Source organism: Vibrio quintilis, assembly GCF_024529975.1.
In the GTDB taxonomy this organism is placed as follows: domain Bacteria; phylum Pseudomonadota; class Gammaproteobacteria; order Enterobacterales; family Vibrionaceae; genus Vibrio; species Vibrio quintilis.
Genome location: NZ_AP024897.1, coordinates 93206 through 117954, shown reverse-complemented (window position 1 = coordinate 117954; position 24749 = coordinate 93206). Strand labels below are relative to the sequence as shown.

Below are 24749 nucleotides of genomic sequence, written 5' to 3'. Positions count from 1 at the left end.
TTAAAATTTATAACCACGGTGTAATGCAACAATTCCGCCAGTCATATTGTAATAACTCACCTGCTCAAACCCTGTGGTTTCCATCATGCCCTTCAGGGTTTCCTGATCCGGGTGCATCCGGATAGATTCAGCAAGATAACGGTAACTATCCGCATCGTTTGCTATCAGTTGCCCCATCTTCGGCAAAATATGAAACGAATAAGCATCGTACACTTTTGACAATGGCTCAAACACAGGCTTGGAAAATTCTAAAATCAGTAAACGGCCTCCGGGCTTTAATACCCGATACATCGACTGGATGGCTTTCTCTTTATCAGTCACATTTCTCAGACAAAAACTGATCGTAATACAGTCAAAATAATCATCCGGGAAAGGCAGCTCTTCAGCATTGGCCTGCACATAATGAATGTTCCCGACAAAACCTTTATCCCGCAGTTTATCCCGGCCGACACACAACATCGAATTATTAATATCCGCCAGAATAACTTTGCCTGAGTCACCAACAATCCGGGAAAATTTTGCGGTCAGATCTCCGGTACCGCCGCCTAAATCAAGGATTTTTTGTCCGGGACGCGCACCACTACAATCAATCGTAAACCGTTTCCATAAACGATGGATACCACCAGACATCAAATCGTTCATCACATCATACTTTGCCGCAACCGAATGAAATACCTGAGCAACTTTACGTACTTTTTCATCTTTATCTACGGTTTCGAAACCAAAATGTGTGGTTTCCTGAATATCGTCTAGTTTTTCTGATTGCACACCAATACCTACCTTAAATAATACAGGCAGCCTGTAAACAAAGGCTGCTTCCCTGATACTTCAATCATGCTGATTCGATGAAAGACCGCAGACAATTCAATAAACATCACTGAAACCAACCGTCTGATGAAATACATCAACATCATTGAGATAACCAAATTGAGAATTAGTTTACTTTATCCCTCCCGGGATGTCTTTGTGCAATATTGACAGATTTTCATCCGGGTTCTCCTCCGCTTCACTCACCAGCTTTGGCGAAATCGGACGTTTCACTTCAACCCCCAACGTTTTAAAGCTTTCCGCCTGCCGGATAACATTACCGCGCCCCGTTGACAGCTTTTTCATCGCTCCCTGATAACTTTGTCCGGCCTTATCCAGCGCCTGCCCCAACCCGTCCATATCATCAACAAACAACCGCAGCTTGTCATAAAGTTTTGCCGCTCTGTCCGCGATAACCTGAGCATTCTGGTTCTGATATTCATTGCGCCATAAATTATCAATCGTTCGCAAAGCGACCAATAAAGTCGTCGGGCTGACAAGAATGATGTTACTTTCCATCGCGTCTTTCACCAGCGAAGGATCTGCCTGAACGGCAACCTGAAAAGCGGGCTCAACGGGAATGAACATCAGAACATAATCAAGGGAGTGAACACCCACCAACTTCTGATAATCCTTACGTCCCAGCTCTTTAATATGAGTGCGAATAGCGATCAGATGTGCTGACATTTCGCACTCTCTGTCTTCATCCGTCTCAGCATGGAAATAACGCTCATAAGCGACCAAAGCCATTTTTGAATCGATAACAACCTGCTTTTTGTCCGGAAGATTAACAATCACATCAGGCTGATAACGTTTCCCTTCTTCATTATTTAAGCTGGTCTGCGTCTGATATTCATGACCTTCTCTCAAACCGGATTCGGCCAGAATCCGGGCTAAGACGACTTCTCCCCAGTTACCTTGCTGCTTATTATCTCCCTTGAGTGCCTGAGTCAGATTCACAGCTTCTTTTGCCATTTGTTCATTCAACCGTTGTAAATTCTTCAGCTCATGAACCAGCGTATGCCTTTCTTTTGCTTCTGAACTAAAACTATCATTGACCTGCTTTTTGAATCCTTCGAGCTGTATCTTCAAAGGATTCAGCAACCCTTCCAGACTCTGACGGTTTTGCTGATCAACTTTCGCTGTTTTTTCTTCAAAAAGCTGACCGGCCAGATTCTCAAATTGTTGTTTCAAACGCTCTTCAGCCCGTTCCAGCAACTGAAGTTTTTCCTGACCTGATTTCAGTTGTGTCTCATACCTCGCACTTTGCTCGCGTATTTCTCCGCTCAGCTGAGCATTCTGCTCTTGCAACTGATTGATCCTGTGAAGGAGCTGTTCCCGTTCCCGCTTGATGACTTCATATTGTCCCAGCTTTTCCCGGGCAACCATCAGTTGACCGTGCAATGCCCGCGACTCAACCGCTGACCGGTCCTGAAGCGTCTCAAGCTCTTGAATATTATCCAGAGATGAGTCAAGCTGATGATTCAGCTGCGCGATCAACTGTTCATTTAATTGTTGCTGCGTTTCCGATTGCTGCCGAAGTTGTGAAGTCATCATCTGATGCTTCTGCGTCAGCCAAAACCACGTCAGCCCGCAAGCACTCAAAGCCCCGGTCAGAAAAGCAATTAACAATGGTTGATTCTCAGTTATCCAATGCATGGTGACATCACTTAATTGTCTTTGATTCCCAATTTGATGGTATTGTGATACTGGATATCTGTCCAGTAAATAAAAATATCGCCGCTTTCCGATTCATACCAACCATGCAATAATCACTTAGTCACATAACAGCGTTAAACATTTCAGGGAACCGTATGACTGCAACATCTTATCTTTATGAACTCAATCAACAATACCTGTCTTTACACCGCACAAAAGAAGATTTTTTCTGGAAAACCTATATGGGAACCAGTGATGATCATCAGGGGTCAGCTGAAGCCCAGACCAAATGGACAGAGTTTCTCAGTCAGGCTGCAAAAATCCCTGAGATTAAACAGCAAATTTCGGCAGCTGAATCGATTACCGATCCGGATGAAAAACGTAGCACAACGACTGGCCTGAAAGGCTGGTTAACCATGTTTGAAGCGCACGCACTCGAATCCGAAAAAGCGCAAAAACTGAAAAAAGAACTCATCGATTTCGAGGCAGAGTTGTTTGAAAAGAAGCAAAATCACACCATGACATACCGCAATGAAGCGGGTGAGCTGACAGAAGGCTCTTTGCCTCTGCTGGCTTCTGTCATTCGAACCAGTGATAATGAGCAGGTCAGACAATCTGCTCACCAGGCTTTAATGGATCTGGAACAGTGGCTGCTTAACAACGGTTTTCCGGAGTTAGTCAAACTCCGGAATCAGTTTGCCCGTGCTTTAGGTTATGACACCTTTTTTGACTATGCCGTAGAGAAAACTGAACAGATGACGACGGCGCAACTGTTCAGCATTCTGGATGATTTTGAACAAAGAACGAAAGACAGCCACCTCAATAGTCTGAAGAACTTAAAAAAGCAACAAGGTGCTCAGGCTCTGCTCGGCCATAACTTTATCAATGCGTTTTCAGGCGATGTTATGCGGGAGCTTGATCCTTATGTTCCTTTCTCTAAGTCATTACGCCGCTGGGTCGAATCATTCAGCCGGCTGAATATTAATTATTCAGGCGCCGATCTGACTCTCGACCTGTTGGATCGTAAAGGCAAATATCAAAACGGTTTCTGTCATGGCCCTGTACCGTCATTTTATAATCAGAATCAGTGGGTGCCGGCCAACGTAAACTTCACCAGCAATGCCAAACCAGATCAAATCGGCAGCGGATATTCCGGCATTAATACACTATTCCATGAAGGCGGCCATGCCGCACATTTTGCCAACGTAAAAATGAACGCACCATGCTTTTCTCAGGAATTTGCTCCAACATCAATGGCCTATGCCGAAACACAATCTATGTTCTGTGACAGCCTGCTGGAGGATGCGGACTGGCTAAAACTTTATGCCCATGATGCAGATGGTAATCCGGTACCGGATGAAGTGATCAAAGCGATGATCGACAGCCGCCAGCCATTCAGAGCCTATCAGGAACGCAGCATTCTGGTTGTGCCTTATTTTGAGCGGGCTTTATACCAGCTCGGTGATGAGGAACTGACTCCGAAAAATGTGACTCAGTTAGCCCGCAACATGGAAAAAGAAGTGCTTGGTCTGGAGTGCAGCCCCCGCCCGCTTATGGCAATCCCTCACCTGCTGTCAGATGACTCAGCCTGTTCCTATCAGGGCTACCTGCTTGCTCATATGGCGGTTTACCAGACCCGGGCCTACTTTATGAAGCAATACGGTTACTTAACCGATAATCCGGAGATTGGCCCACAACTGGCAGAACATTACTGGCATGCGGGGAACAGTGTCTCTCTGAATGCATGTATTGAAAGCTTATGTGGTGAAGGATTCAATGCCAGGTACCTTGCTGATGAGTGTAACCTGTCCGCAGAACAATTATGGCAGTCAGAACAACAAAAAATTATGTCGTCGGCCAAACGAAAACAGAACCCGGTTATTCCTCTGAACGCAAAGATTAACGTAGTCGACGGAGAGAAAGAACTGGCTTCCAATAATAAGTCTGATCTGGCGATGTGCCTGCAATTCGAGAAATATATCACCGAAACATACGGCTGTTAAATTTACCCGGCTCACTGACCAGCATGATCGGTGAGCCGCTTCTGTATCATGAAATAAGCAGAATCATACACCCGCCAACAACCCCGATATATAGAATATACCCAAGCAACCTGATAATGCAGGTTGTTTGGGTATAATTGATATATATATCACCAAAATCAACAATAAACATGCCTTGATTCTTTTTTCTGAAAATCTGTTTACCGCTTACATCAAACATTAAATAAAACAATATTCCAATAATAATAAAACCAGTGAATAATTATCGTGTAACGAAATACCCTTCAGTCTGTTCGTTGCCTATTAAATCAGAGAATAATGCAGAGCACGTCTGAAGCAAAAAATAATATCAATGACAGTTGGCTGGCATACAACCGGACAGAAAGAACCCGCAGATTAACCGAGTCTGCCGTGGCCTCTCGTGAAGCCACATGAACCTCCGGAAACTTGATTGTCCTGAATGCCCGTAAATGACCCAAATAAACTTAAAAATTAAATAACGAAATACAGGATAGATAATGAAACTAAAACAACATTCAATCAGAATAATGATGCTTGCGTCGTTATCTGTTCCCGTTGCTTTCACGTCAGTTTATGCATCTGATAGTTCAGAACTTACCACAAGTACCGAAAGTATTTGCACAGATACAACGGCTTATTTCTGTGAAGACTTTAGTGCCGGAAATACAGATAACTGGAATCTGCTTCCTGAGACCGAAAATTCTTTTGTTCCTGATGGTCAGTTTGATTTAGTCACCGATCAGGACAATACAATGCTCAGATATACTGCCGGGAGTAAAGGTGGTGTGATTGCGCTGGTAAAACAAGAAGCTCTCAGCAAGCTAAATAGTGCTGATTATTATGTCGAAGCAAAAATAAGACCGCGAAAGAATAGCACCACTGCAAATAAACAGCTTTATTTACTGGGACGTTATCAGGATGGGAATAACTGGTATGCCGGAGCTTTGAACGTACAAAACTCAACCAACAGTACTCAGGTCGAAATCGCCGTCATGAATGAAGGCAAACTTTCACGGGTTAAACGAGTGAAAGTGCCTATCTCACAAGGCACAGCAGGAGAACTTGACGGTGACTGGCATCAACTCCGGTTTGTCATGAAAGATCAGACCCTCACCGTCTATTTTGATGGGGATAAAATTGCATCAACGACAGACTCTCATTTTTCATCCCAGGGATTAATCGGCCTCTGGACATCAAATAAATCATTCGAAATTGATGATATCAATATCGGTAATGCGGATGAAAAACCGGCATCACTGACCATTGACAGCGAATTACTTGAATATGCAGCCGATGCCGGTGATGACGCCACAACCATTCCTGTCAGTGCAACGACCCGGGATGGCGATGCCGATACCATCACTGTCACGTCAGGCGACAGCACCATCGTTAAAGCAGAACTGGTTGACGGCAATATCGTCTTAACACCGCTCTCACAAGGAAAAGTCACCGTCACGATTACCACGGGATCTGGTGTATCGAAATCGATTCATGCAGTCATTGCCCCCGCATTTGAAATGCCCACAGCAACTTATTCCTTTACTGATCAGTTGACCCCGTCAGCTCAAAGCACCAGCGTTTATGAAGATACAACCCTGTCTGTAACTTTTGATTCTCAGCCAGCCAAAGGGATTGGCTCTGTCCGGATTTATGATGCAGATGACGACACACTGGTTGACCAGATTAATGTTGATACTGATGAAGATAATATTGGTTATAAACAGCTCAGAACCATCAAAACACATTCCGTCAGAGTCGTCGGAAATGAAGTTCACATCACCCCTCATGCAAATGTACTTGAGCAGGGAAAAACCTATTATGTGGTGATTCCTGAAGCGGCCTTTACAGATGCGACACTAGCCGGAAAAACTTTTGCGGGGATTGGCAGAAACAGCAACTGGGTCTTCACAACCCGGACAGAGAAACCCGATGTGAATAAAACCTTCCTTGTCGTCGATGATGATGGTTCACATGCCGATTTCCGTTCTGTTCAGGGCGCAATCAACTTTGTCCGCCAATATCATGATACCGAGGCACCCATAACGATTTTGGTCAAAGCCGGAACTTATGAAGAACCGATTTATGTCTACGGGCAAAAGAATCTGACGATTATGGGAGAAGGCAGACAACAAACCATCATTTCCTATAAGAATAATGAGCAGCTGAATTCCGGCACCAATGCCCGCGCATTATTCCTGGCGAAAAATGTCGACCTGCTGACCCTGCAAGACCTGACCCTGAAAAACACCACCCTGATCGGTGAAGGTCATCAGGCTGAAGCCTTATATTTTAATAGTAATGACGGCCGCCTGATTGCTTACCGGAGCAATTTCATCAGTGAGCAGGATACACTGATGCTGAATGGCTGGACCTGGTTCTATAAATCAATGGTGGCAGGAAACGTCGATTTTATTTGGGGTTATACACATGCTTCTTTGTTTGAAAGCAGTGAGATCCGGACTCTGGGCGACTCAAGAGGGAAAAATAACGGTGGCTACATCCTGCAGGCCAGAGTGAAAGATGAGAACGATAAAGGATTTGTCTTCCTCAACTCAATCTTAACCAGAGCAGACAGCGAAAATGGTTATTCGGTCGCTGATGATTCTGTCTATCTGGCGCGCAGTGGCGGATGTCCGGGATGCTACGACAATATTGCATTCATCAACACCTGGATGGATGACCACATCCGCACCACAGGATGGTTAGATAAACCGGCACCAACACCAGAAACAGCGACGTCTACAGCAGGCTGGCGTGAATTTAACAGCATGGATATGCTGGGTTACCCGCTTGATGTCTCTAAACGCCTGGAGGGTACATATCAAATGACCTGGGAAGATGTGCTGACTGACGGTTACCTGACCCGCCAGCAAATCTTCGCAGACTATAATGACGGCGAAGGCTGGTTCCCGTACCCGCCAGTCCCTGAATACCACTGGCATGGCTGGATGAACTGGTTCGACATCATCAGGCTGTAATACATAATCAGAATGTAATCATATACTTAAGTCTGTGCTGACTGATTCAGCACAGACTTTTTTCATACCGGACATTCACGCAGCTCAGCAGACCTTTCACAAAAAGATAATCAAAAATGCAATGTCCCCGCTATTTGCGTATATTGATTGACTCAAAGTTTATCCTCACACGCAGCAGAAATAACAATGAATGAGAAACGCGCCCTGTTTTTCGGATTATCAGCCGTCATCTTATGGTCAACCGTAGCAACCGCTTTTAAGTTAACCCTGGCTGAATTTACTCCGGTTCAAATGCTGGTTATCGCCTGCACAGTCTCATCCTGTGTGCTCTTCATTCTTTGCCTGTGCCAGAGGAAAACGAAACAAATCATTCCAACATTTCAGGCTCAACCCGCCATCTTCATCCTGTCCGGCCTGATCAATCCGCTTGGCTATTATCTGATTCTGTTCAAAGCTTACTCTCTGCTACCGGCCTCTCAGGCACAAGCAATAAACTACAGCTGGGCCATTACCTTAACGATAATGGCAGCCATATTTCTCGGACAACCAATTCGCCGCAAAGACTATCTTGCCGCCGTAATTTGCTATCTGGGGGTTCTGATCATCGCCACATCAGGACAACTGCTGTCACTTCATTTTCAAAGTCCTGCCGGTGTCGGACTGGCTCTGTTATCCACACTGCTCTGGGCAGGTTACTGGATTCTGAATACCAGAAACAAAGCCGACCCAATCATCAGCATTCTGCTTGGATTCTTAGTTGCACTTCCATTGACAGCTTTGCTTGCTTTTTTTGAACAGGCAGACTGGACCATTCAACACTTATCCGGTTGGCTCAGTGCCATTTATATTGGCGTATTTGAAATGGGAATTACCTTTTTTCTCTGGATAACAGCCCTTCGACTGACTCAAAATACTTCACGAATCAGTAACCTGATTTTTATCTCACCATTTCTGTCACTGGTATTTCTGGCAACCATCATCCATGAACCCATCCATATCTCGACAGTGATTGGGTTAGTCATTATTATTACCGGTCTGATCATCCAGCAGTATCAGAAAAAACACGAGAAACATTGAACTAATTACAAATCTGTTGGTTTAAATGCTGAGAAGCTTCATACTGCTTCACTGATTTATCAACATCATGCATTCGAAAAGGTCAACCATGAAATTAGTCAAAGCCTTATTATCAATCATATTGCTTACAAACCTGTGTTTTGCCAACGCATTCGATGATGGGATGAAAGCATTAAAATCCGGAGATAAAGAAAAAGCGATTGCGCTTTTTAAGCAGAGTAAAAACCCACTCGCCCATATGAACCTGGGCACCTACTATACGCAACAAAAAAACTATAAAGAAGCGTTAAACTGGTATGTTAAAGCCGCTGAGTCAGGGGATCCGGAAGCGCAGGCAAAAGTCGGGGATCTCTACGCAAGAGGAATCGGAGCAAAAGCCAATCAACGAACGGCTGCTGAATGGTTCTACAAAGCTGCAAAACAGGGCAGTGCGATGGCACAACACAACCTTGCCAATATGTACATGGCCGGACGGGGTGTCACTGCAAGTCATGAAAAAGCCTTTAAACTATATACACTGGCTTCAAATCAGGGCATGACTTTCTCAATGTATAAACTAGCCAGAATGTACAGAGATGGGGTTGGCACCAAACAAGATTATAAAGAAGCTGCTAAGTGGTATCAAAAAGCTGTCGACGGAAGAGATAACAACAGTGCACTTGATCTGGGTATGCTGTATTACGAAGGCAGAGGATTGAAAAAAGATCAGCCACTTGCCTTTAAATATATTGAATTCTCAGCGCGTTCAGGAAACAAACGGGCACAAGACAGAATTAAAAAGATCTGTAAAGAGAATAAAGAATTATCATCAAAATTCACCTGTAAGCATCTGGATGTTTTTGATAAAAAATAACCTCTGATACCAAATAATTGAGTGTATCAGAGGCCTTCAGAAACTAATCGGGCTTTTTAATCCCAAACTGCTCCAGCGCAGGCGAGACGGTATGATCGAAATCACGTCGTTCCCTGCGCTTTTTAGCGGCGCCTTTAAAGTAATTCACAACTTCAGCAATCCCAAAACCGACCGATACCGCAGCACCAGCAATCATACCAACCGGACCAGCTGCAGCACCGATCGTCCCGGCTAATGCCATTCCTGCCGCTTCTCCGGCAAGGGCACCAGCCACGCGCCCTGCCAGCTGCGCACCCAGTTTGACCGCAAATTTAGTCCCTTGCTTTGCAAGAAATTTAGTCCCTTTCTTTAACGCTTTATCTTTTAGTTTATCCAACAACTCATGATTGTGCGTTCCACTCTGCTGAAAGTCAGTTGAAAGTCCGTCGTTGTGTTGCGCCATCAGTGCTTTCAGCATCCGGTTATCCACCACACCTGTATGACTGGCATCAACACCAGCGGCAGCTAAAGCCTGACTGACGACCTGACCATCCGGTAATCCGATCCCGCCTCCGGCCGACTTTGATAAAGCATCATCCATGAATGCAACGGTTGTCCAGTAGGCATCTGTTGCTTTTTCCGGGGAAAAGTCTTTATCTTTAGCCATCCTGGTTAATAAATCCCCGTTCATCACTTCATCTGACGATCGCCTGATCTTTGCTGCCAAATCAGGGCGGGTTGCGATCAGATCCGAGACTTCAATCTTGTGGCCGGTTAAATCCTGATAAAACTGCAGCTCATCATGCGCGTTTTCCAATGCCTGTGTCACGGCAAGGGCTGGCTGAGAATTTTCGGATGATTGATGCAACGCCTTCCCTAAAGAACGTCCGGATAAAACATCTTGCTGCATATGCTCCATCACGGTATGGAATAATTCAGAAGAGGCGTAAATAATCTGCCGTTTATTCTCAGGAAGCGACTTTTCAAGATACGTTTGAACATCCTTATCACTTTGTAGCTGAGCTATTTTATCCTTTAAATCTTTCTCTGTTTCATCGGTATCCCGGATTTCCCTGCCAGCCTGAACATATCCCAACATTTTCTGCAGCTTCATCATCACCGCTGCTTTTGATGCGCCGGAATATTGTTCGGGATGCTGAAAAATATCCTCATTCAGCTGGCTGATATCAACACTTGCCGTTGAGTTTTGCATGGCTGTATAAGCGATAAAATCGGCAAACTCAGCGCCACTGGCCGGTCCGACATGTTCAATAAAAGATGCAAAGTCATTCCCGGCCACCAAACCATCACCACCATGACGGGCAACGTCTTTCCCACGCAATCCCATATCTTCCAGCGTATTGTACATACCGGGCTGCCCCCACAGATTTGCGCCTTCTGTCAGCAGAAGCGACAAATCAGGATTATTTGCCGGATCAGCCAGAGCCTGTAAATCCCCCCGGTTGGTATATTTGACATCTTGTTGCCTGTCAGCACCACACGCCTTCGCCTCAGAAGCAGCACGTACAATCGGATCATTGGCATACATAACTGCGGCTGAACGTGCCATATACAGACTCCGGGCATCAGCATCCGGGTGTTTTTCATGAAATTTATCCAGCATTTCTCCCGCTTCCCGGGCCCGATCTTCCATGGTCCCGGCAAAGACTTTGAGGTCTTTTTCAGACATGAGCCCATCTGCCTTCACATGGCGATCATCACCGGACCCCGCACGGGTCTCAATCGCCCGAAACAAAGCCGGATTCGCCTTAATGTATGTCATTGCCTGCTCTCCGGCAGCACCACCTTCAAGGGCTAACTTTGCGGCAGCATACGGACGATTCAGCGCTTTCGCAGCATCTGCCCTTTGCTCTGGCGGCAAGTGTTCAACCATACGATCCCACTTTTTCAGCGCTTCGGCACAACTGAACTCTGAGTTATCAATTGCAGCCAGTGTTGCAGCATCAGTATGCCTGATGGGGGCAACCGGTTTGGCAGCTGAAACTGAAGGAGCAGACACAACACCAGCATGACCACTGCGTTTTGTTGACCGGGTATGACTCAGCCCCTGAAGTGGCATCTCCTGGCGAATCTCCTGTTTACCGGCTTTTTTCCCCGGAGACAAAATCGTTGCGACAAGCCGGAATAACAATGACAGATTACCGGCATACTGTGCCTGTCCCGGCACACCATCTCCTGAATTTGCGGACCCGGATAATCCGGCAGAAGGTTTGGGAGGGGAATTAAAATCAACCCCTTTTCCCGGCACCCCGGCTTGTTTGTGTAAACTCACCGACTGTTCTTCTGAGTTCTGCATCTTTTCATCACTCAGAGTGTTCTGAATTTGTAACCTGTTATCACCAATTCTCACGATTCTGCTTCCTTCTGCCAGATGAAGGCCAACCCCGGCCAGACAACACTGTTTTTTATGTGGTGATCAGCAGAATAAGGTTCCGTGAAAAAATGAGATGATCGAGCGAGGTATACCCCGGTGTGACTTTATGTATAATTCATCATCACCTTTTGACAGGAAAATGCAGGAACAACTTATGCCAAAACGCCCGTTATCGATTGCAATTATCAGCTGGTTTCTGATGATCGCCGGTGTAATGACGCTCATCTCAGTTTTTTTGAGCACCAAAAATCCGGAAGTGATAAAAATTATGGAAGCAAGTATGCTACCTGTTCATATACAGGTTGTTTTTTCATGTATCGGCGGCGCGATAACATTTATCTGCGGGTTATTGATACATAAAGGAAAAATTGCAGGAAGAAATCTTTATATCGGCTGGACAATTCTTTCACTCACTATCAGCCTGATTGTCAGTCCGGATAAAAAAATGGTGATTCCCGGTCTGATATTTTCTGCCATCATCATTGCTTTTCTGTTCAGGGCAAAAGCAACTGAGTTCTTCAGAGCCAGTTGAGTTTTACTGATTCAAACATAAAAGAGAGGAGCACAAGGGCCCCTCTCTGAAATAAACAATTGAATCATAGCTCAGCAATTATTCTGCGTTTGCTTTCCACAACCGTTGTAGCATTTCCCATTTCTCAGTTTCGAATCCAGTCCATTCACCCCAGCCAGATGTATTTGTACGGGCATCATAGGCGTGAGTATATAAACCGCCGGTATCGTCTGATTCAGGGTTGATACCCCAGTAACAACCTTCGATTTTCTTATCTGACATATAGTCAACCAGGGCATTCTGCCATTTCTTATCGTAGTCAGAATTTGGCAGGAAGTTCCACAGATCCTGAATACGGATTGCACCTGATTTCGGCCAGTCATAGTGACCACCAAATTCACCCAGGATAACTGCGTAACCTTTGTCTTTCAGATAACCAAAGTGCTCTTCCCAGCCTTTTTTCAGCATCGCTGGTTTAATCACGATATTACATTTCGCTTTCGCTGCTGCATCTTCAGACAAACCAACACAATCAGGGTCTGTTTGATCAACAAACTGTGGCTGAACAGATACAGAAGGTCCGTAAGTGTGTGGTGAAATAACTAAACGGTCTTTTGGAATATCCAGTGGATCCGTTGCCATTGAGTAGAAGTTTTCACCCCAGTTCGGGTTCAGATCTTCATCACCATGTGGGTTTTTCGTGCCATCAGATTTCGCACTACCAATCCCTTCAACCCAAACAAGAACGTTTTTATTCTCTTCGTTAATGGCTTGATAAGCGTGCTCTGCCAGTGTTTTCCACTCTGACCAGGTGTAATCCCATGGTTCGTTGAAGATATCGATACCCAGGATGTTGTTCACTTTCAGATCTGCAGCAAAGCGAGCCAGTTCACGTAAGTTTTCCAGCCATTTCTGCTCGTTATATTCCTGAACAGTTACGCCTTCACCGACATCAGTACCACAGGAATAATCTTCACGTGTGTAAATGTAGTTATTACGGTTTGCATCAGTATATGGAGGGGTTGCATCCAAACGACCGGCACGCCAGCCAAGATAGTTTGAACAAGAGTGAATATCTAACAGGATATCCAGATCGTTCTTATCAGCCAGTTTGATGAAATCTTCCAGCGCCTGACGGGCATTTGTTGCACGGACAGATGAATGGTTTTTAAATACAGCTGGTTGTCCCTGAGGATCATCAGCATCAAGTGTTTGTGGTGCAATTGGCAGACGGATCAGGTTAATACCTTTGGCTTTGATCTCATCCATAGTTTGCTGGATTGTACGACCTGTACCCTGGCTGTTATTTGCCCAGAATGTGTTACCAACATACAGTTCCATTGGTGCACCATTCGGGTTGCTTGAGTCAGTTGGTAACTCATGACGACCTTCCAGACCAAACCATGAACCACAGTGTACCGGTTTAACCGTACCGTCTTTAGTGATACGGCCATTATCATTAACCCGGAAGACAACCTGATTACCTTCGGTGCTGCCAGTATCATCACCAGTTGTGCTGCCGGTATCATCACCAGTTGTGCTGCCGGTATCATCGCCAGTTGTGCTGCCGGTATCATCGCCAGTCGTGCTGCCAGTGTCACCAGAATCTGAAGTGCCACATAGTGAACCAGTTAACGCTGGAACATCAGACGATCCGCTGAGCTGGAAACCAAATGAAGCACTTTGGCCGGGTTGTAAACTTCCGTTATATCCCATGTTGTTAATCACATATGGGTTTGAGCCTGAGACAGAAGCATTCCAGATGTTTGTAATACGGGCACTGCCATCATATTCCCATCCGATATTCCATGCAGTTACTGCACTATCCGTATCATTCTTAACAGTGACATTAACGATAGAACCAGCGCCCCAGTCACTTTGAACTTCATATGTACAACTTGCATACGCTGAACCTGATAAAGCTGCCAGAGCCAGGCTAATGCCGACACTAAGTGCACGTCTTGCGCATCTGACGTCTTTACGGAAAGTTTTTCTCATTTTTTGTTCCTTTATATAAAAAGTAAGAATATTTTTATTTTTTAGTTTTAGGGAGATAAATTTACTCTAAAATAGAGTGATTCCAGCCTTATTGTTCAAACCAGCCAAAATAACTCCACCTTAAAATAAACATAAAAATATGAACGATTAAAAATGATGACGTCTGAATTATAAAATCAAACATTTTTCTCATCATCAAATTTCAGATAGAAATTAATCATCTGCATCTTTTCTGTCAACACATATTAAATAACATCAGGTTAAATTCGTATAAAAAACATCCCAAACGTTAATTTCATTCAAAAAAATATCAAGTTTAAAATGATCATTATCACCATAAGATACTGATAAATTGGAATAAATATCAAATAATCACAACTTGGATTTTTGATTAACATAAATCAAAATTATTGTTAAATATAAAATTCATGGCAACAAGGTCACAAAAAAAGACATTCATATTAAAATTAACATTCCTGATTACAATAAATATTAAACTCTCAGTTAATCATCTATCTCAGATAATAAACTTCAATTTTTGAACAAACATACTACTTTCGTAAAAATTAACACTATTCTTTCTTTAATCTTACATAAAAACAAAAACAGCCATATTATTTATTCAGAACGTGTAAGTAATAAAAAAGAGGAGCCGAAGCTCCTCTTTTTATATCAAATGTATTGTTAATCGTTTTAATTAACAATTATTCTGCATCGTCTGCATCCCACAACCGTTGCAGCATTTCCCATTTCTCAGTTTCGAAACCAGTCCATTCACCCCAGCCAGATGTATTTGTACGGGCATCATAGGCGTGAGTGTATAAACCGCCGGTATCGTCTGATTCAGGGTTGATACCCCAGTAACAACCTTCGATTTTCTTATCTGACATGTAGTCAACCAGCGCATTCTGCCATTTCTTATCGTAGTCAGAATTTGGCAGGAAGTCCCACAGATCCTGAATACGGATTGCACCTGATTTCGGCCAGTCATAGTGACCACCAAATTCACCCAGGATAACTGCGTAACCTTTGTCTTTCAGATAACCAAAGTGCTCTTCCCAGCCTTTTTTCAGCATCGCTGGTTTAATCACGATATTACATTTCGCTTTCGCTGCTGCATCTTCAGACAAACCAACACAATCTGAGTCTGTTTGATCGACAAACTGTGGCTGAACAGATACAGAAGGTCCGTAAGTATGTGGTGAAATAACTAAACGGTTTTTTGGAATATCCAGTGGATCCGTTGCCATTGAGTAGAAGTTTTCACCCCAGTTCGGGTTCAGATCTTCATCACCATGTGGGTTTTTCGTACCATCAGATTTCGCACTACCAATCCCTTCAACCCAAACAAGAACATTTTCGTTCTCTTCGTTGATTGCTTCATAAGCATGCTCTGCCAGTGTTTTCCACTCTGACCAGGTGTAATCCCATGGTTCGTTAAAGATATCGATACCCAGAATGTTGTTTACATCCAGTTCATCAGCAAAACGAGCCAGTTGACGTAAGTCTTCAAGCCATTTCTGTTCGTTATATTCCTGAACAGTCACACCATCACCCACATCTGTACCGCAAGAGTAATCTTCACGAGTGTAAATGTAGTTATTACGGTTTGCATCAGTATATGGAGGGGTTGCATCCAAACGACCGGCACGCCAGCCAAGATAGTTTGAACAAGAGTGAATATCTAACAGGATATCCAGATCGTTCTCATCAGCCAGTTTGATGAACTCTTCCAATGCACTACGCGCATTTGTTGCACGAACAGATGAATGGTTTTTAAATACGGCTGGTTGTCCCTGTGGATCATCAGCATCCAGTGTTTGTGGCGCAATTGGCAGACGGATCAGGTTAATACCTTTGGCTTTGATCTCATCCATGGTTTGCTGGATTGTACGACCTGTACCCTGGCTGTTATTTGCCCAGAATGTGTTACCAACATACAGTTCCATTGGTGCACCATTCGGGTTGCTTGAGTCAGTCGGTAACTCATGACGACCTTCCAGACCAAACCATGAACCACAGTGTACCGGTTTAACCGTACCATCTTTGGTAATACGGCCATCATCATTAACCCGGAAGACAACCTGGTTACCTTCTTGTGGTGTTGGCGTTGGCGGTGTAGTACCCGAGCACAATGTGCCACTCAGTGTTGGGGTTTCAGGCGTGCCTGTGGCCTGGAAACCAAATGTCGCACTGGAGCCAGGTTGTAAGCTGCCGTTATGGCCTGCATTAGTCACCGTATATGGGTTGGTTCCGGAAAGAGAACCATTCCAAAGGTTGGTGATTGTTGCGCCTTTTGAATATTCCCAACCGACGTTCCAGGTTGATACGGCACTGGAAGTGTCGTTTGTTACCGTCACGTTTGCTGTAAACCCGGTTCCCCAGTCACTTTGTATCTCGTATACACATTTTGCGAATGTAGAGCCGGATAATGCTGCCAGAGCCAAGCCGATCCCAATGCTAAGCGCTCTTTTCTTGCAACTGACGTTCCTGAAAACTTGTTGTTTTCTCATTTTTTTTGCTCCTTCAATTCATTTAAATTTTTATTTTGTCTTGCTGAATATTTCTTTTCATCCAAAATCAATCATCAACCAAACAACTGACACGAGTGCCAATAAGCTGAGAACAAAAAGCTGAACTCATTCACATCTGTAACCGGTTACAATTATAGAAAATACAAATTTCCCGGGTTATACGCCCGAAAAAATAAACAAAAGTGAAATTGAGTAATACAGCGCATAAATAATTGACCACTTATTAACCGACTGTCAAACCTTATTTATCTCATATAGATAATGAATGATGTATCTGTTATTTCTATCGAAAAAAATAATACAATAAACTACACTATTGTCATCACAACACATTGGCAAACAAAGAATTTATATTTTTATTTATATAAAACAATAAGATAGGAACAAAGCAGCATTAGTTAACTTCAATATAACATACGATAAAATAGTGAAATATTTATATATAACTTCAGTAATAAAATTACATTATGTCATTTTGGTTTCATTTATTTTCCACTAAAAAATAATATTTTTATTTTTTATCTCTTCTTTTTATTTACAGTTACACTGTTAGTTATATTAGTTATAAAAAATGGGGGAGTTACGAGTTTTAAGTTTAGATAATAATGTAACTAAATGAATTTAATACATGAAACACACAAATTCACAAACAAACTGAAAATAAACAATCCGGATTATTCATGCATCATATTAGTTATACCCAGACAACCTGAAGGTGCAGGTTGTTTGGATATATAGAGAACAAGATTCGATTACATCAGCTCCAGCTTCGCGTAAGCTGTCACCAGCCACTTAATTCCTTCACCATTAAACGCGACCTGCACCCGGCTTTGTGGTCCGGCACCCTCAAAATTGATAATCGTGCCCTCACCAAATTTGGGATGTTTAACCCGGCTTCCCAACGTAAACCCGGTTTCATTGAAGTTTTCTTTCACAGTCTTCTGGCTGAAACGTCCATGGCTTGCCGGACGGCTCACCTGTGCTTTCATCCGGACTTCATCGAGGCAGTTTTCCGGTAATTCCCGGATAAAACGCGATGGCTTATGGTATTTGTCCTGACCATATAAGCGGCGCATTTCTGCATAGGTGATATAAAGTTTTTCCATCGCACGGGTCATACCGACATAACAGAGACGGCGTTCTTCTTCCAAACGCCCGGCTTCTTCTGCTGACATCTGGCTCGGGAACATCCCTTCTTCGACACCAACCATAAACACAAGCGGAAATTCCAACCCTTTTGCACTATGGAGTGTCATCAGTTGAACCGCATCTTCAAATTCATCAGCCTGCCCTTCTCCGGATTCAAGCGCTGCATGAGTCAGAAATGCCACCAACATGGTCATCTCTTCCGCTTCTTCAGGTTTTTCAAACTGGCGCGTTGCCGTCACCAGTTCCTCAAGGTTTTCCAGCCGGGCCTTTGATTTCTCGCCTTTCTCCTGTTCATACATGGTATACAGGCCAGAAGCATGAATGACATGATCCGTCTGACGGTGCAGCGGCATTTCACAGGTGTCGTCTTCTAATGCGTCGATCAACTCAATAAACCGGCCCATCGCACCAGCAGCCCGGCCTGCCAGCACTTTTTCTTCCAGTAGCGCAACACTGGCCTGCCACAACGTACAGCCCCGGTCTCTGGCCGCAAAACGCACGGTTTCCAGTGTCTTCTCACCTAACCCGCGCGTCGGCGTATTCACCACCCGCTCAAATGCTGCATCATCGTTACGGTTAGACATTAAGCGCAAATAGCACAGCGCATCTTTAACTTCCTGACGCTCGAAGAATCGCATTCCGCCGTAAATCCGGTAAGGCAATCCGGCCTGAATTAACGCTTCTTCCAGAACCCGGGACTGTGCGTTATTTCTGTAAAGCAGTGCGGTATTATTCAGAATACCGCCTTCTTCCTGCCAGAGCTTAATTTTATTGACCACAAACCGGGCTTCATCCAGTTCGTTATACGCTGAATAAACCGAAATCAGTTCGCCTTTCTGCCCTTCGGTCCACAGGTTTTTGCCCATCCGCTCGGTATTGTTGGATATCAGGGTATTGGCGGCTTCAAGAATAGTTTGGGTCGAACGGTAATTTTGCTCAAGACGAATCGTATTCACACTGGCAAATTCACGGGAGAACTTCTCGATATTTTCGACCTTTGCCCCCCGCCAGCCATAAATTGACTGATCATCATCACCCACGATCATCACATGACATTCGGGCCCGGCCATCAATTGCAACCAGGCATACTGAATGTTATTGGTATCCTGAAATTCATCGACCAGAATATGTTTAAACCGGGCCTGATAGTGCTCCCGGATAAATTTATTATCACGCAATAATTCCAGTGTCCTCAGCAGGATTTCAGCAAAGTCCACCAGCCCGGCCCTATCACAGGCTTCCTGATAAGCCTGATAAATCCGCAGATAGGTTGCTGTCACCGGATCCTGATAAGTCTCAATATGTTTTGGCCGCAGCCCTTCATCTTTTTTCCCGTTAATCCACCAGGAAACCTGACGGGCAGGCCACTGCTTATCATCCAGATTCTGTGCTTTAATCAACCGGCGAATCAAGCGCATCTGATCTTCAGAATCGATGATCTGAAAGTCATCAGGAAGTTTGGCATCCATATAATGCGCCCGGAGAATCCGGTGACAGATACCATGGAATGTGCCATTCCACATGCCTGAAGCACTTCCCATCATCAGTGCTTCAATCCGCCCCCGCATCTCTGCAGCCGCTTTATTGGTAAACGTGACCGACATGACAGAGAAAGGTGAAGCCTCTTCGACTGCGATAAGCCAGGCTATCCGGTGAACCAGAACCCGGGTTTTACCACTCCCGGCGCCAGCCAGTATCAGTAAATTCTGCAACGGTGCAGCTACAGCATCACGCTGTTTGTCGTTCAGGCCATCGAGTAAAAGAGAAGGATCCATCATGATAATATCACTGTTTATTTATACAGAAAGACCATGATTATAACCTTAAATAAACACCAGATGCTCGTATGACTTCAATATCTTTTATACATTCATCATCCATGAGCCTGTTTATAACGTATTCAATACGTTAATAAATACGTCATACAAGCTTCACGATTCATTCATTCTTCACTGATAGTTTTCCATTCGTCTGCAGAAAACTTTATCTGACACTTTTTAGCTGGAAACTTTGCCACTGATATCCAGGGTCTGTTGACCTTTGTATCAGGGCTTCAACGTATGAATTTTTTACTGGTAAGGATACTCATCCATCATGAATCATAAATCACATACCCGCATCTTTGCGCTGTCTGCGATTACGCTGGCACTGGCTGCATGTAACTCTTCCGATAAAACAACCTATACCAATCCGGGCATGCCAACAGGTAAGTCAGGCAATGTGACCATCAGTGAACCGGTATTAAGCGGTACTGACGTGGCAATTGTTGATGGTGATATCCCAACAACCAATGACAAGCACAATACAGATGCTTACAACCCGGATAAAAACCCAATCATCCAGATTTTGAGCGGGTTTGATGATATCTGGTATGCCGGTGATGATGTCTGGGCAAGCAATGGTTCTGATACCCTGACTGCCGTGAATGGAAACAGCGGTGTTGATGGCGGCGGCTCGAACAGTACAACACTGGCGATTCCGTTTAATTTCTCAAATGACGTCATCCGGGATATGAATGTCTGGCAAGAAAACTTTGACTATGTCACTACCCTGACCCGTCAGGGGCAATCAACGCCAGACGTTGACCGCAGCGACAAGGCGGCACTGGTCAGCGCTTATCTGGATGATCAGCGGGATAAAGGCTTCAGTATTACTTCAGGCTTAGGCCCGCTTACAGATGATTACCACACTGGTGCAAATTCACACTCATCCTATGGGACTGACAGCGATAACAATGTGACACTGACAGATAACGACGGCAATGTCACAACAGTTGATGTCACGTCAGCCACCTACAACAAGAAGCTATACAGTAAACTGGACAGCTATACCAAAACCGGATTTGGCACAACCACGCTGGATGGCAGTGCGACCGCACTGAGTAGTGTGGTCACTCTGCTGAATACGATCGCTGATTACGGCGCTTCCAGTGAAGCACCTAAATACCACTTTGAGTCGCCACGCCCATGGCGCATCAGCAAAAATGACTACGATGTTCCGTCATTCAATGACGCATCAGCATCTGTTTACAGCACCATCAGCGATCTGACAGCACTTGATCAGGTGACCTGTCTGAATCCTGATGGTTCAACGGATACAGCGAAATACTATGAGCGTCCGGCGAATCCTATCGTCAAACCAATGTCTGGACTGTTGTGTGCAGCAAGAACCACTTACCGGGCGAAAGACAGCGGCGGTTACAGCGAAGGTTATGACTTCAGCGCTTCACCTCTGGCGACAGTCACTTACTCAAGCCGGGCAAAAGATGGTGCATTCCCGAGTGGTCACACAGCCGAAGCATTTGACCGTGGTTTAGGCTATGCCTATGCAATTCCTGAACGTTTTGCTGAAATGGTGGCCCGTGCCGGCGATCTGGGACAAAACCGGATTGTTGCAGGCATGCACTCACCATTAGATGTGATTGGCGGACGTATTATGGCAACGGCAATTACAGCGGCAACGCTGTCAGACTCAGCAAATGCAACCATTGCCAGCAATGCTTACAGTCAGGCAAACAGCTATTTCTCTGCGAAAGCAGCAGCGGCTGGTTATGACAGCATTGATGACTATGCTCACTGTACAACCAGTACAACCAACCCATGTAGCAAAACAGACAGCTATGCGGACCGTGCGACAATGAAATCCCGCTATAAAGCTTATATGACTTACGGTTTCAGCCAGCTGGATGAAGCCAGCAAAGATCCGGAAGTGCCAAAAGGTGCTGAAGTATTGCTGGCAACCCGCTTCCCATATCTGGATGCCGATCAACGCCGTGTTGTTTTAGCTTCGACTGAAATCGATTCAAACTATCCGGTGATTAATGAATCGCGGGGCTGGGGTCGTTTGAACCTGGTTGATGCTGCTGATGGCTATGGTACTTTCGACGGCAATGTTTCTGTCTACATGGATGCAACCAAGGGCGGATTCAATGCAGAAGATCACTGGCGCAACGATATTTCAGGTGCAGGTCGTCTGGAAAAAACCGGAACCGGCGTCTTATTCCTTGAAGGGAATAACACCTACAGTGGCGGGACAGTCGTCGGTGCAGGCACACTGACAGGCACATCATCCAGCGCATTTGGTTCCAATACGTTATACCAGCAAGGCGGTCAGGTCAGCGTGTCAATTGAAGATGGAGCATCAGACAGCAGTCAGGGCACCCTGACAGTTTCTGACTTTGTACAAACAGGCGGCGAGCTGGCACTGGATTTGACCCGCAATGCGCAGCTGCATGCCTCAAAAGGTATTTACCTGACAGGCGACAGTGCAACGCTGACCCTGACAGTTCCTGTGCTGACAGCAGCAACAAGCTACACCGTGCTTTCATCCAATCATCTGGAAGGAACATTCACGACGGTAGCAGCAGCAGATGTGAACAATACATCGTATGATGTCAGCATCAGCTACTCAGACACTGGTGCGACCGTGACTGTGTCTCCGAAGGCGTAATCTCCTGAGGCATAACCACCAGCACCCCAAATCATAAAAAGCCCGGCGAATATCCGATTCGCCGGGCTTTTCTTATTCCGTACACTGACTGCCTTAATTCATTACGCTGCAATACCGGAGTGACGTAACAAGGCATCAATCTGTGGTTCACGGCCACGGAAGCGCTTAAACAATTCCATAGGCTCTTCACTGCCACCCATTTCAAGAATATTGTTCAGGAAGCTTAATCCGGTTTCCTGATTAAAGATCCCTTCCTCTTCAAAGCGGGAGAACGCATCGGAAGACAGGACTTCTGCCCACAAATAACTGTAATAACCGGCACTATAACCACCGGCAAAGATATGCGCGAAGCTATGAGAGAAGCGGTTCCATTCCAGTGCGGGAAGCACTGCAACTTTCGCCTTCACTTCAGCCAGCGTTTCCAGCACCCGCGGACCAATTTCAGGGTCATATTCGTTATGCAGGGTGAAATCAAACAACCCAAATTCAAGCTGACGCAGAATAAACATCGCAGACTGGAAGTTCTTCGCTGCCAGCATTTTATCCAGCATCTCTTTGGGTAACGGCTCGCCTGTTTCATAGTGGCCGGAAATAAAGGCCAGCGCATCTTCTTCCCAACACCAGTTTTCCAGGAACTGGCTTGGCAGTTCAACGGCATCCCACGGCACACCGCTAATTCCTGCTACCGCACCGACATCCACCTGAGTCAGCATATGATGAATACCATGACCAAACTCGTGAAATAATGTCACCACTTCATCATGAGTAAACAGCGCAGGTTTATCGCCCACGGGCTTGTTGAAATTACAGGTCAGGTAAGCTACCGGCGTTTGCAGCGTGCCATCTGCGGTAATACGACGCCCGCGACAATCATCCATCCATGCGCCACCACGTTTATGTTCACGGGCATATAAATCTAAGTAAAAGCTGCCACGCAACTGCTGCTGCGCATCGTAGATTTCATAGAAACGGACAGATTCATGCCAGGTGTCCACGCCATCTAGTTCCTGGACAGTCATCCCGAAGACTCGTTTGAGCACCTCGAATAATCCGCTGATCACTTTCTGTTCAGGGAAATAAGGACGCAGCATTTCATCCGAAATATCAAACAGATGCTGCTTCTGCTTTTCGCTGTAATAAGCGATATCCCACAGCGCCAGTTCCTCTACACCAAATTCGTCTTTTGCAAACTGACGTAACGCTTCCACTTCACGTTCCCCCTGAGGCTTCGCTCGCTTGGCCAGATCATTGAGGAAATTCAGCACCTGTTCAGGGGTTTCTGCCATTTTCGTTGCCAGTGATTTTTCACTGTAGTTATTAAAACCTAAGATGCGGGAAATTTCGTAACGTAATTTCAGCTCTTCAGCCATGATTTCCGTATTGTCCCACTGGCCGGCATTTGGCCCGCGATCAGACGCTCTGGTGACATACGCTTCATACATCTCCGCTCTCAGCTCACGGTTATCACAATAAGTCATCACCGGCAGGTAAGACGGCATTTCCAGCGTCAGCAGGTAACCATCCAGCTCTTTGGCTTCCGCGGCTGCTTTTGCTGCTGCCATCGCACTTTCCGGCATGCCGGATAAAGCTTTTTCATCGGTAATATGCTTCGTCCAGCCCATGGTTGCATCAAGCACGTTATTAGAAAATTTCGAACCCAGTTCAGACATCCGCTTACTGATTTCACCGTAGCGTTTCTGCTCTGCAACCGGCAGGCCGATCCCTGATAATTTAAAATCACGCAGTGCATCCTGAATGGTTTTCTTCTGCGCCTGCGTTAGTTCTGCAAAGGCTTCGCTGTCATGAACTTTCTGATAGGCATCATACAAACCTTTATGTTGCCCGACCCATGTGCCGTATTCAGATAAGATAGGTAAACAACTCTCATAAGCTTCCCGCAGCGCTTCACTGTTCACGACAGAATTCATATGACTCACCGGTGACCAGATACGGCTTAACCGATCATCGGCTTCTTCAATGGGGGCAACCAGATTGTCCCAGGAAGGGGCGTCATTTTCCTTTAACACCTCTTCAATCCGCTGACGGCAAGCGTCAATCACCTGCTCAACAGCTGGCTTTACATGTTCAGGTTTGATTTGCGAAAACGGAGGTAAATCCGTGAATGTAAGCAATGGGTTCGACATAAGACGTTCCTTTTAATGTTTAACCATACCATCTTCCAAACAGTGAAGATGCAAAGGCTGTTGTGCGTTGATATTTATTTCCGGACACATCTCCGGCGACACAGACGTTCATTCAAAAATCTGAAGAAGCGTAATTCTGATTTTTGAACCTATAGTTACTAAATATAGGTATGATCAACAAATTTCAATAGC

The 24749-nt window shown here is 45.1% G+C and carries 12 protein-coding genes and 1 pseudogene; 6 read left to right on the top strand and 7 right to left on the bottom strand.

The genetic code is table 11. The features are described 5' to 3' along the window. Both ubiE and rmuC read right to left on the bottom strand, forming a co-directional pair. Window positions 1-768: a bifunctional demethylmenaquinone methyltransferase/2-methoxy-6-polyprenyl-1,4-benzoquinol methylase UbiE gene (gene ubiE / locus OC443_RS00575; protein WP_234976338.1), complete on the bottom strand. Its 768-nt coding sequence runs from the start codon at window positions 766-768 to the stop codon at window positions 1-3. A 166-nt stretch (window positions 769-934) separates the two neighbouring features. Beyond that, window positions 935-2466, bottom strand: a pseudogene (rmuC, locus tag OC443_RS00570) (DNA recombination protein RmuC). Between the two features lie 155 nt (window positions 2467-2621). Between rmuC and OC443_RS00565 the strand changes: the two are divergent. From OC443_RS00565 to OC443_RS00550, 4 genes are all read left to right on the top strand, one after another. Continuing rightward, window positions 2622-4469, top strand: coding sequence for a M3 family metallopeptidase (locus OC443_RS00565; RefSeq protein ID WP_073580569.1), 1848 nt, complete (start codon window positions 2622-2624; stop codon window positions 4467-4469). A 518-nt stretch (window positions 4470-4987) separates the two neighbouring features. Further along, window positions 4988-7468 (top strand): pectinesterase family protein, encoded by a 2481-nt coding sequence (locus OC443_RS00560; RefSeq protein ID WP_073580567.1) that lies wholly within the window; start codon window positions 4988-4990, stop codon window positions 7466-7468. Between the two features lie 186 nt (window positions 7469-7654). Then, window positions 7655-8545 (top strand): DMT family transporter, encoded by an 891-nt coding sequence (locus tag OC443_RS00555; protein ID WP_073580565.1) that lies wholly within the window; start codon window positions 7655-7657, stop codon window positions 8543-8545. An 88-nt stretch (window positions 8546-8633) separates the two neighbouring features. Beyond that, window positions 8634-9398, top strand: coding sequence for a tetratricopeptide repeat protein (locus OC443_RS00550; protein WP_073580563.1), 765 nt, complete (start codon window positions 8634-8636; stop codon window positions 9396-9398). A gap of 43 nt (window positions 9399-9441) precedes the next feature. On the opposite strand, the gene OC443_RS00545 is transcribed toward OC443_RS00550, so the two are convergent. After that, entirely contained in the window at window positions 9442-11748 is a 2307-nt protein-coding gene (locus OC443_RS00545) for a type III effector HrpK domain-containing protein (RefSeq protein WP_073580561.1), read from the bottom strand. A gap of 178 nt (window positions 11749-11926) precedes the next feature. Here OC443_RS00545 and OC443_RS00540 point away from each other — a divergent pair, with 178 nt between their 5' ends. Next, window positions 11927-12304 (top strand): hypothetical protein, encoded by a 378-nt coding sequence (locus OC443_RS00540; protein ID WP_073580559.1) that lies wholly within the window; start codon window positions 11927-11929, stop codon window positions 12302-12304. A 78-nt stretch (window positions 12305-12382) separates the two neighbouring features. On the opposite strand, the gene OC443_RS00535 is transcribed toward OC443_RS00540, so the two are convergent. From OC443_RS00535 to uvrD, 3 genes are all read right to left on the bottom strand, one after another. Continuing rightward, window positions 12383-14281, bottom strand: coding sequence for a cellulase family glycosylhydrolase (locus tag OC443_RS00535; protein WP_073580557.1), 1899 nt, complete (start codon window positions 14279-14281; stop codon window positions 12383-12385). Window positions 14282-14985: 704 nt separating this feature from the next. Then, complete coding sequence (locus tag OC443_RS00530; RefSeq protein ID WP_073580555.1) at window positions 14986-16794, bottom strand: cellulase family glycosylhydrolase; 1809 nt, start codon at window positions 16792-16794, stop codon at window positions 14986-14988. 773 nt (window positions 16795-17567) lie between these two features. Next, complete coding sequence (gene uvrD, locus OC443_RS00525) at window positions 17568-19742, bottom strand: DNA helicase II (RefSeq protein WP_073580553.1); 2175 nt, start codon at window positions 19740-19742, stop codon at window positions 17568-17570. Between the two features lie 316 nt (window positions 19743-20058). On the opposite strand from uvrD, the gene OC443_RS00520 reads away from it, so the two are divergent. Next, complete coding sequence (locus tag OC443_RS00520; RefSeq protein WP_073580539.1) at window positions 20059-22413, top strand: phosphatase PAP2 family protein; 2355 nt, start codon at window positions 20059-20061, stop codon at window positions 22411-22413. A gap of 101 nt (window positions 22414-22514) precedes the next feature. Here OC443_RS00520 and prlC read toward each other — a convergent pair whose 3' ends face one another. Further along, window positions 22515-24557 carry an oligopeptidase A gene (gene prlC, locus OC443_RS00515; protein ID WP_073580537.1) on the bottom strand — a complete coding sequence of 681 codons (2043 nt, stop codon included), beginning with the start codon at window positions 24555-24557 and terminating at the stop codon, window positions 22515-22517. Between the last annotated feature and the right edge of the window lie 192 nt (window positions 24558-24749).

Excerpts from the sequence above, each read along its gene's own strand:
- OC443_RS00565 (WP_073580569.1), top strand. The coding sequence starts at position 2,622 with ATGACTGCAACATCTTATCTTTATGAACTCAATCAACAATACCTGTCT.
- OC443_RS00560 (WP_073580567.1), top strand. The coding sequence starts at position 4,988 with ATGAAACTAAAACAACATTCAATCAGAATAATGATGCTTGCGTCGTTA.
- OC443_RS00555 (WP_073580565.1), top strand. The coding sequence starts at position 7,655 with ATGAATGAGAAACGCGCCCTGTTTTTCGGATTATCAGCCGTCATCTTA.
- OC443_RS00550 (WP_073580563.1), top strand. The coding sequence starts at position 8,634 with ATGAAATTAGTCAAAGCCTTATTATCAATCATATTGCTTACAAACCTG.
- OC443_RS00540 (WP_073580559.1), top strand. The coding sequence starts at position 11,927 with ATGCCAAAACGCCCGTTATCGATTGCAATTATCAGCTGGTTTCTGATG.
- OC443_RS00535 (WP_073580557.1), bottom strand. The coding sequence starts at position 14,281 with ATGAGAAAAACTTTCCGTAAAGACGTCAGATGCGCAAGACGTGCACTT.
- OC443_RS00530 (WP_073580555.1), bottom strand. The coding sequence starts at position 16,794 with ATGAGAAAACAACAAGTTTTCAGGAACGTCAGTTGCAAGAAAAGAGCG.
- uvrD (WP_073580553.1), bottom strand. The coding sequence starts at position 19,742 with ATGATGGATCCTTCTCTTTTACTCGATGGCCTGAACGACAAACAGCGT.
- OC443_RS00520 (WP_073580539.1), top strand. The coding sequence starts at position 20,059 with ATGAATCATAAATCACATACCCGCATCTTTGCGCTGTCTGCGATTACG.
- prlC (WP_073580537.1), bottom strand. The coding sequence starts at position 24,557 with ATGTCGAACCCATTGCTTACATTCACGGATTTACCTCCGTTTTCGCAA.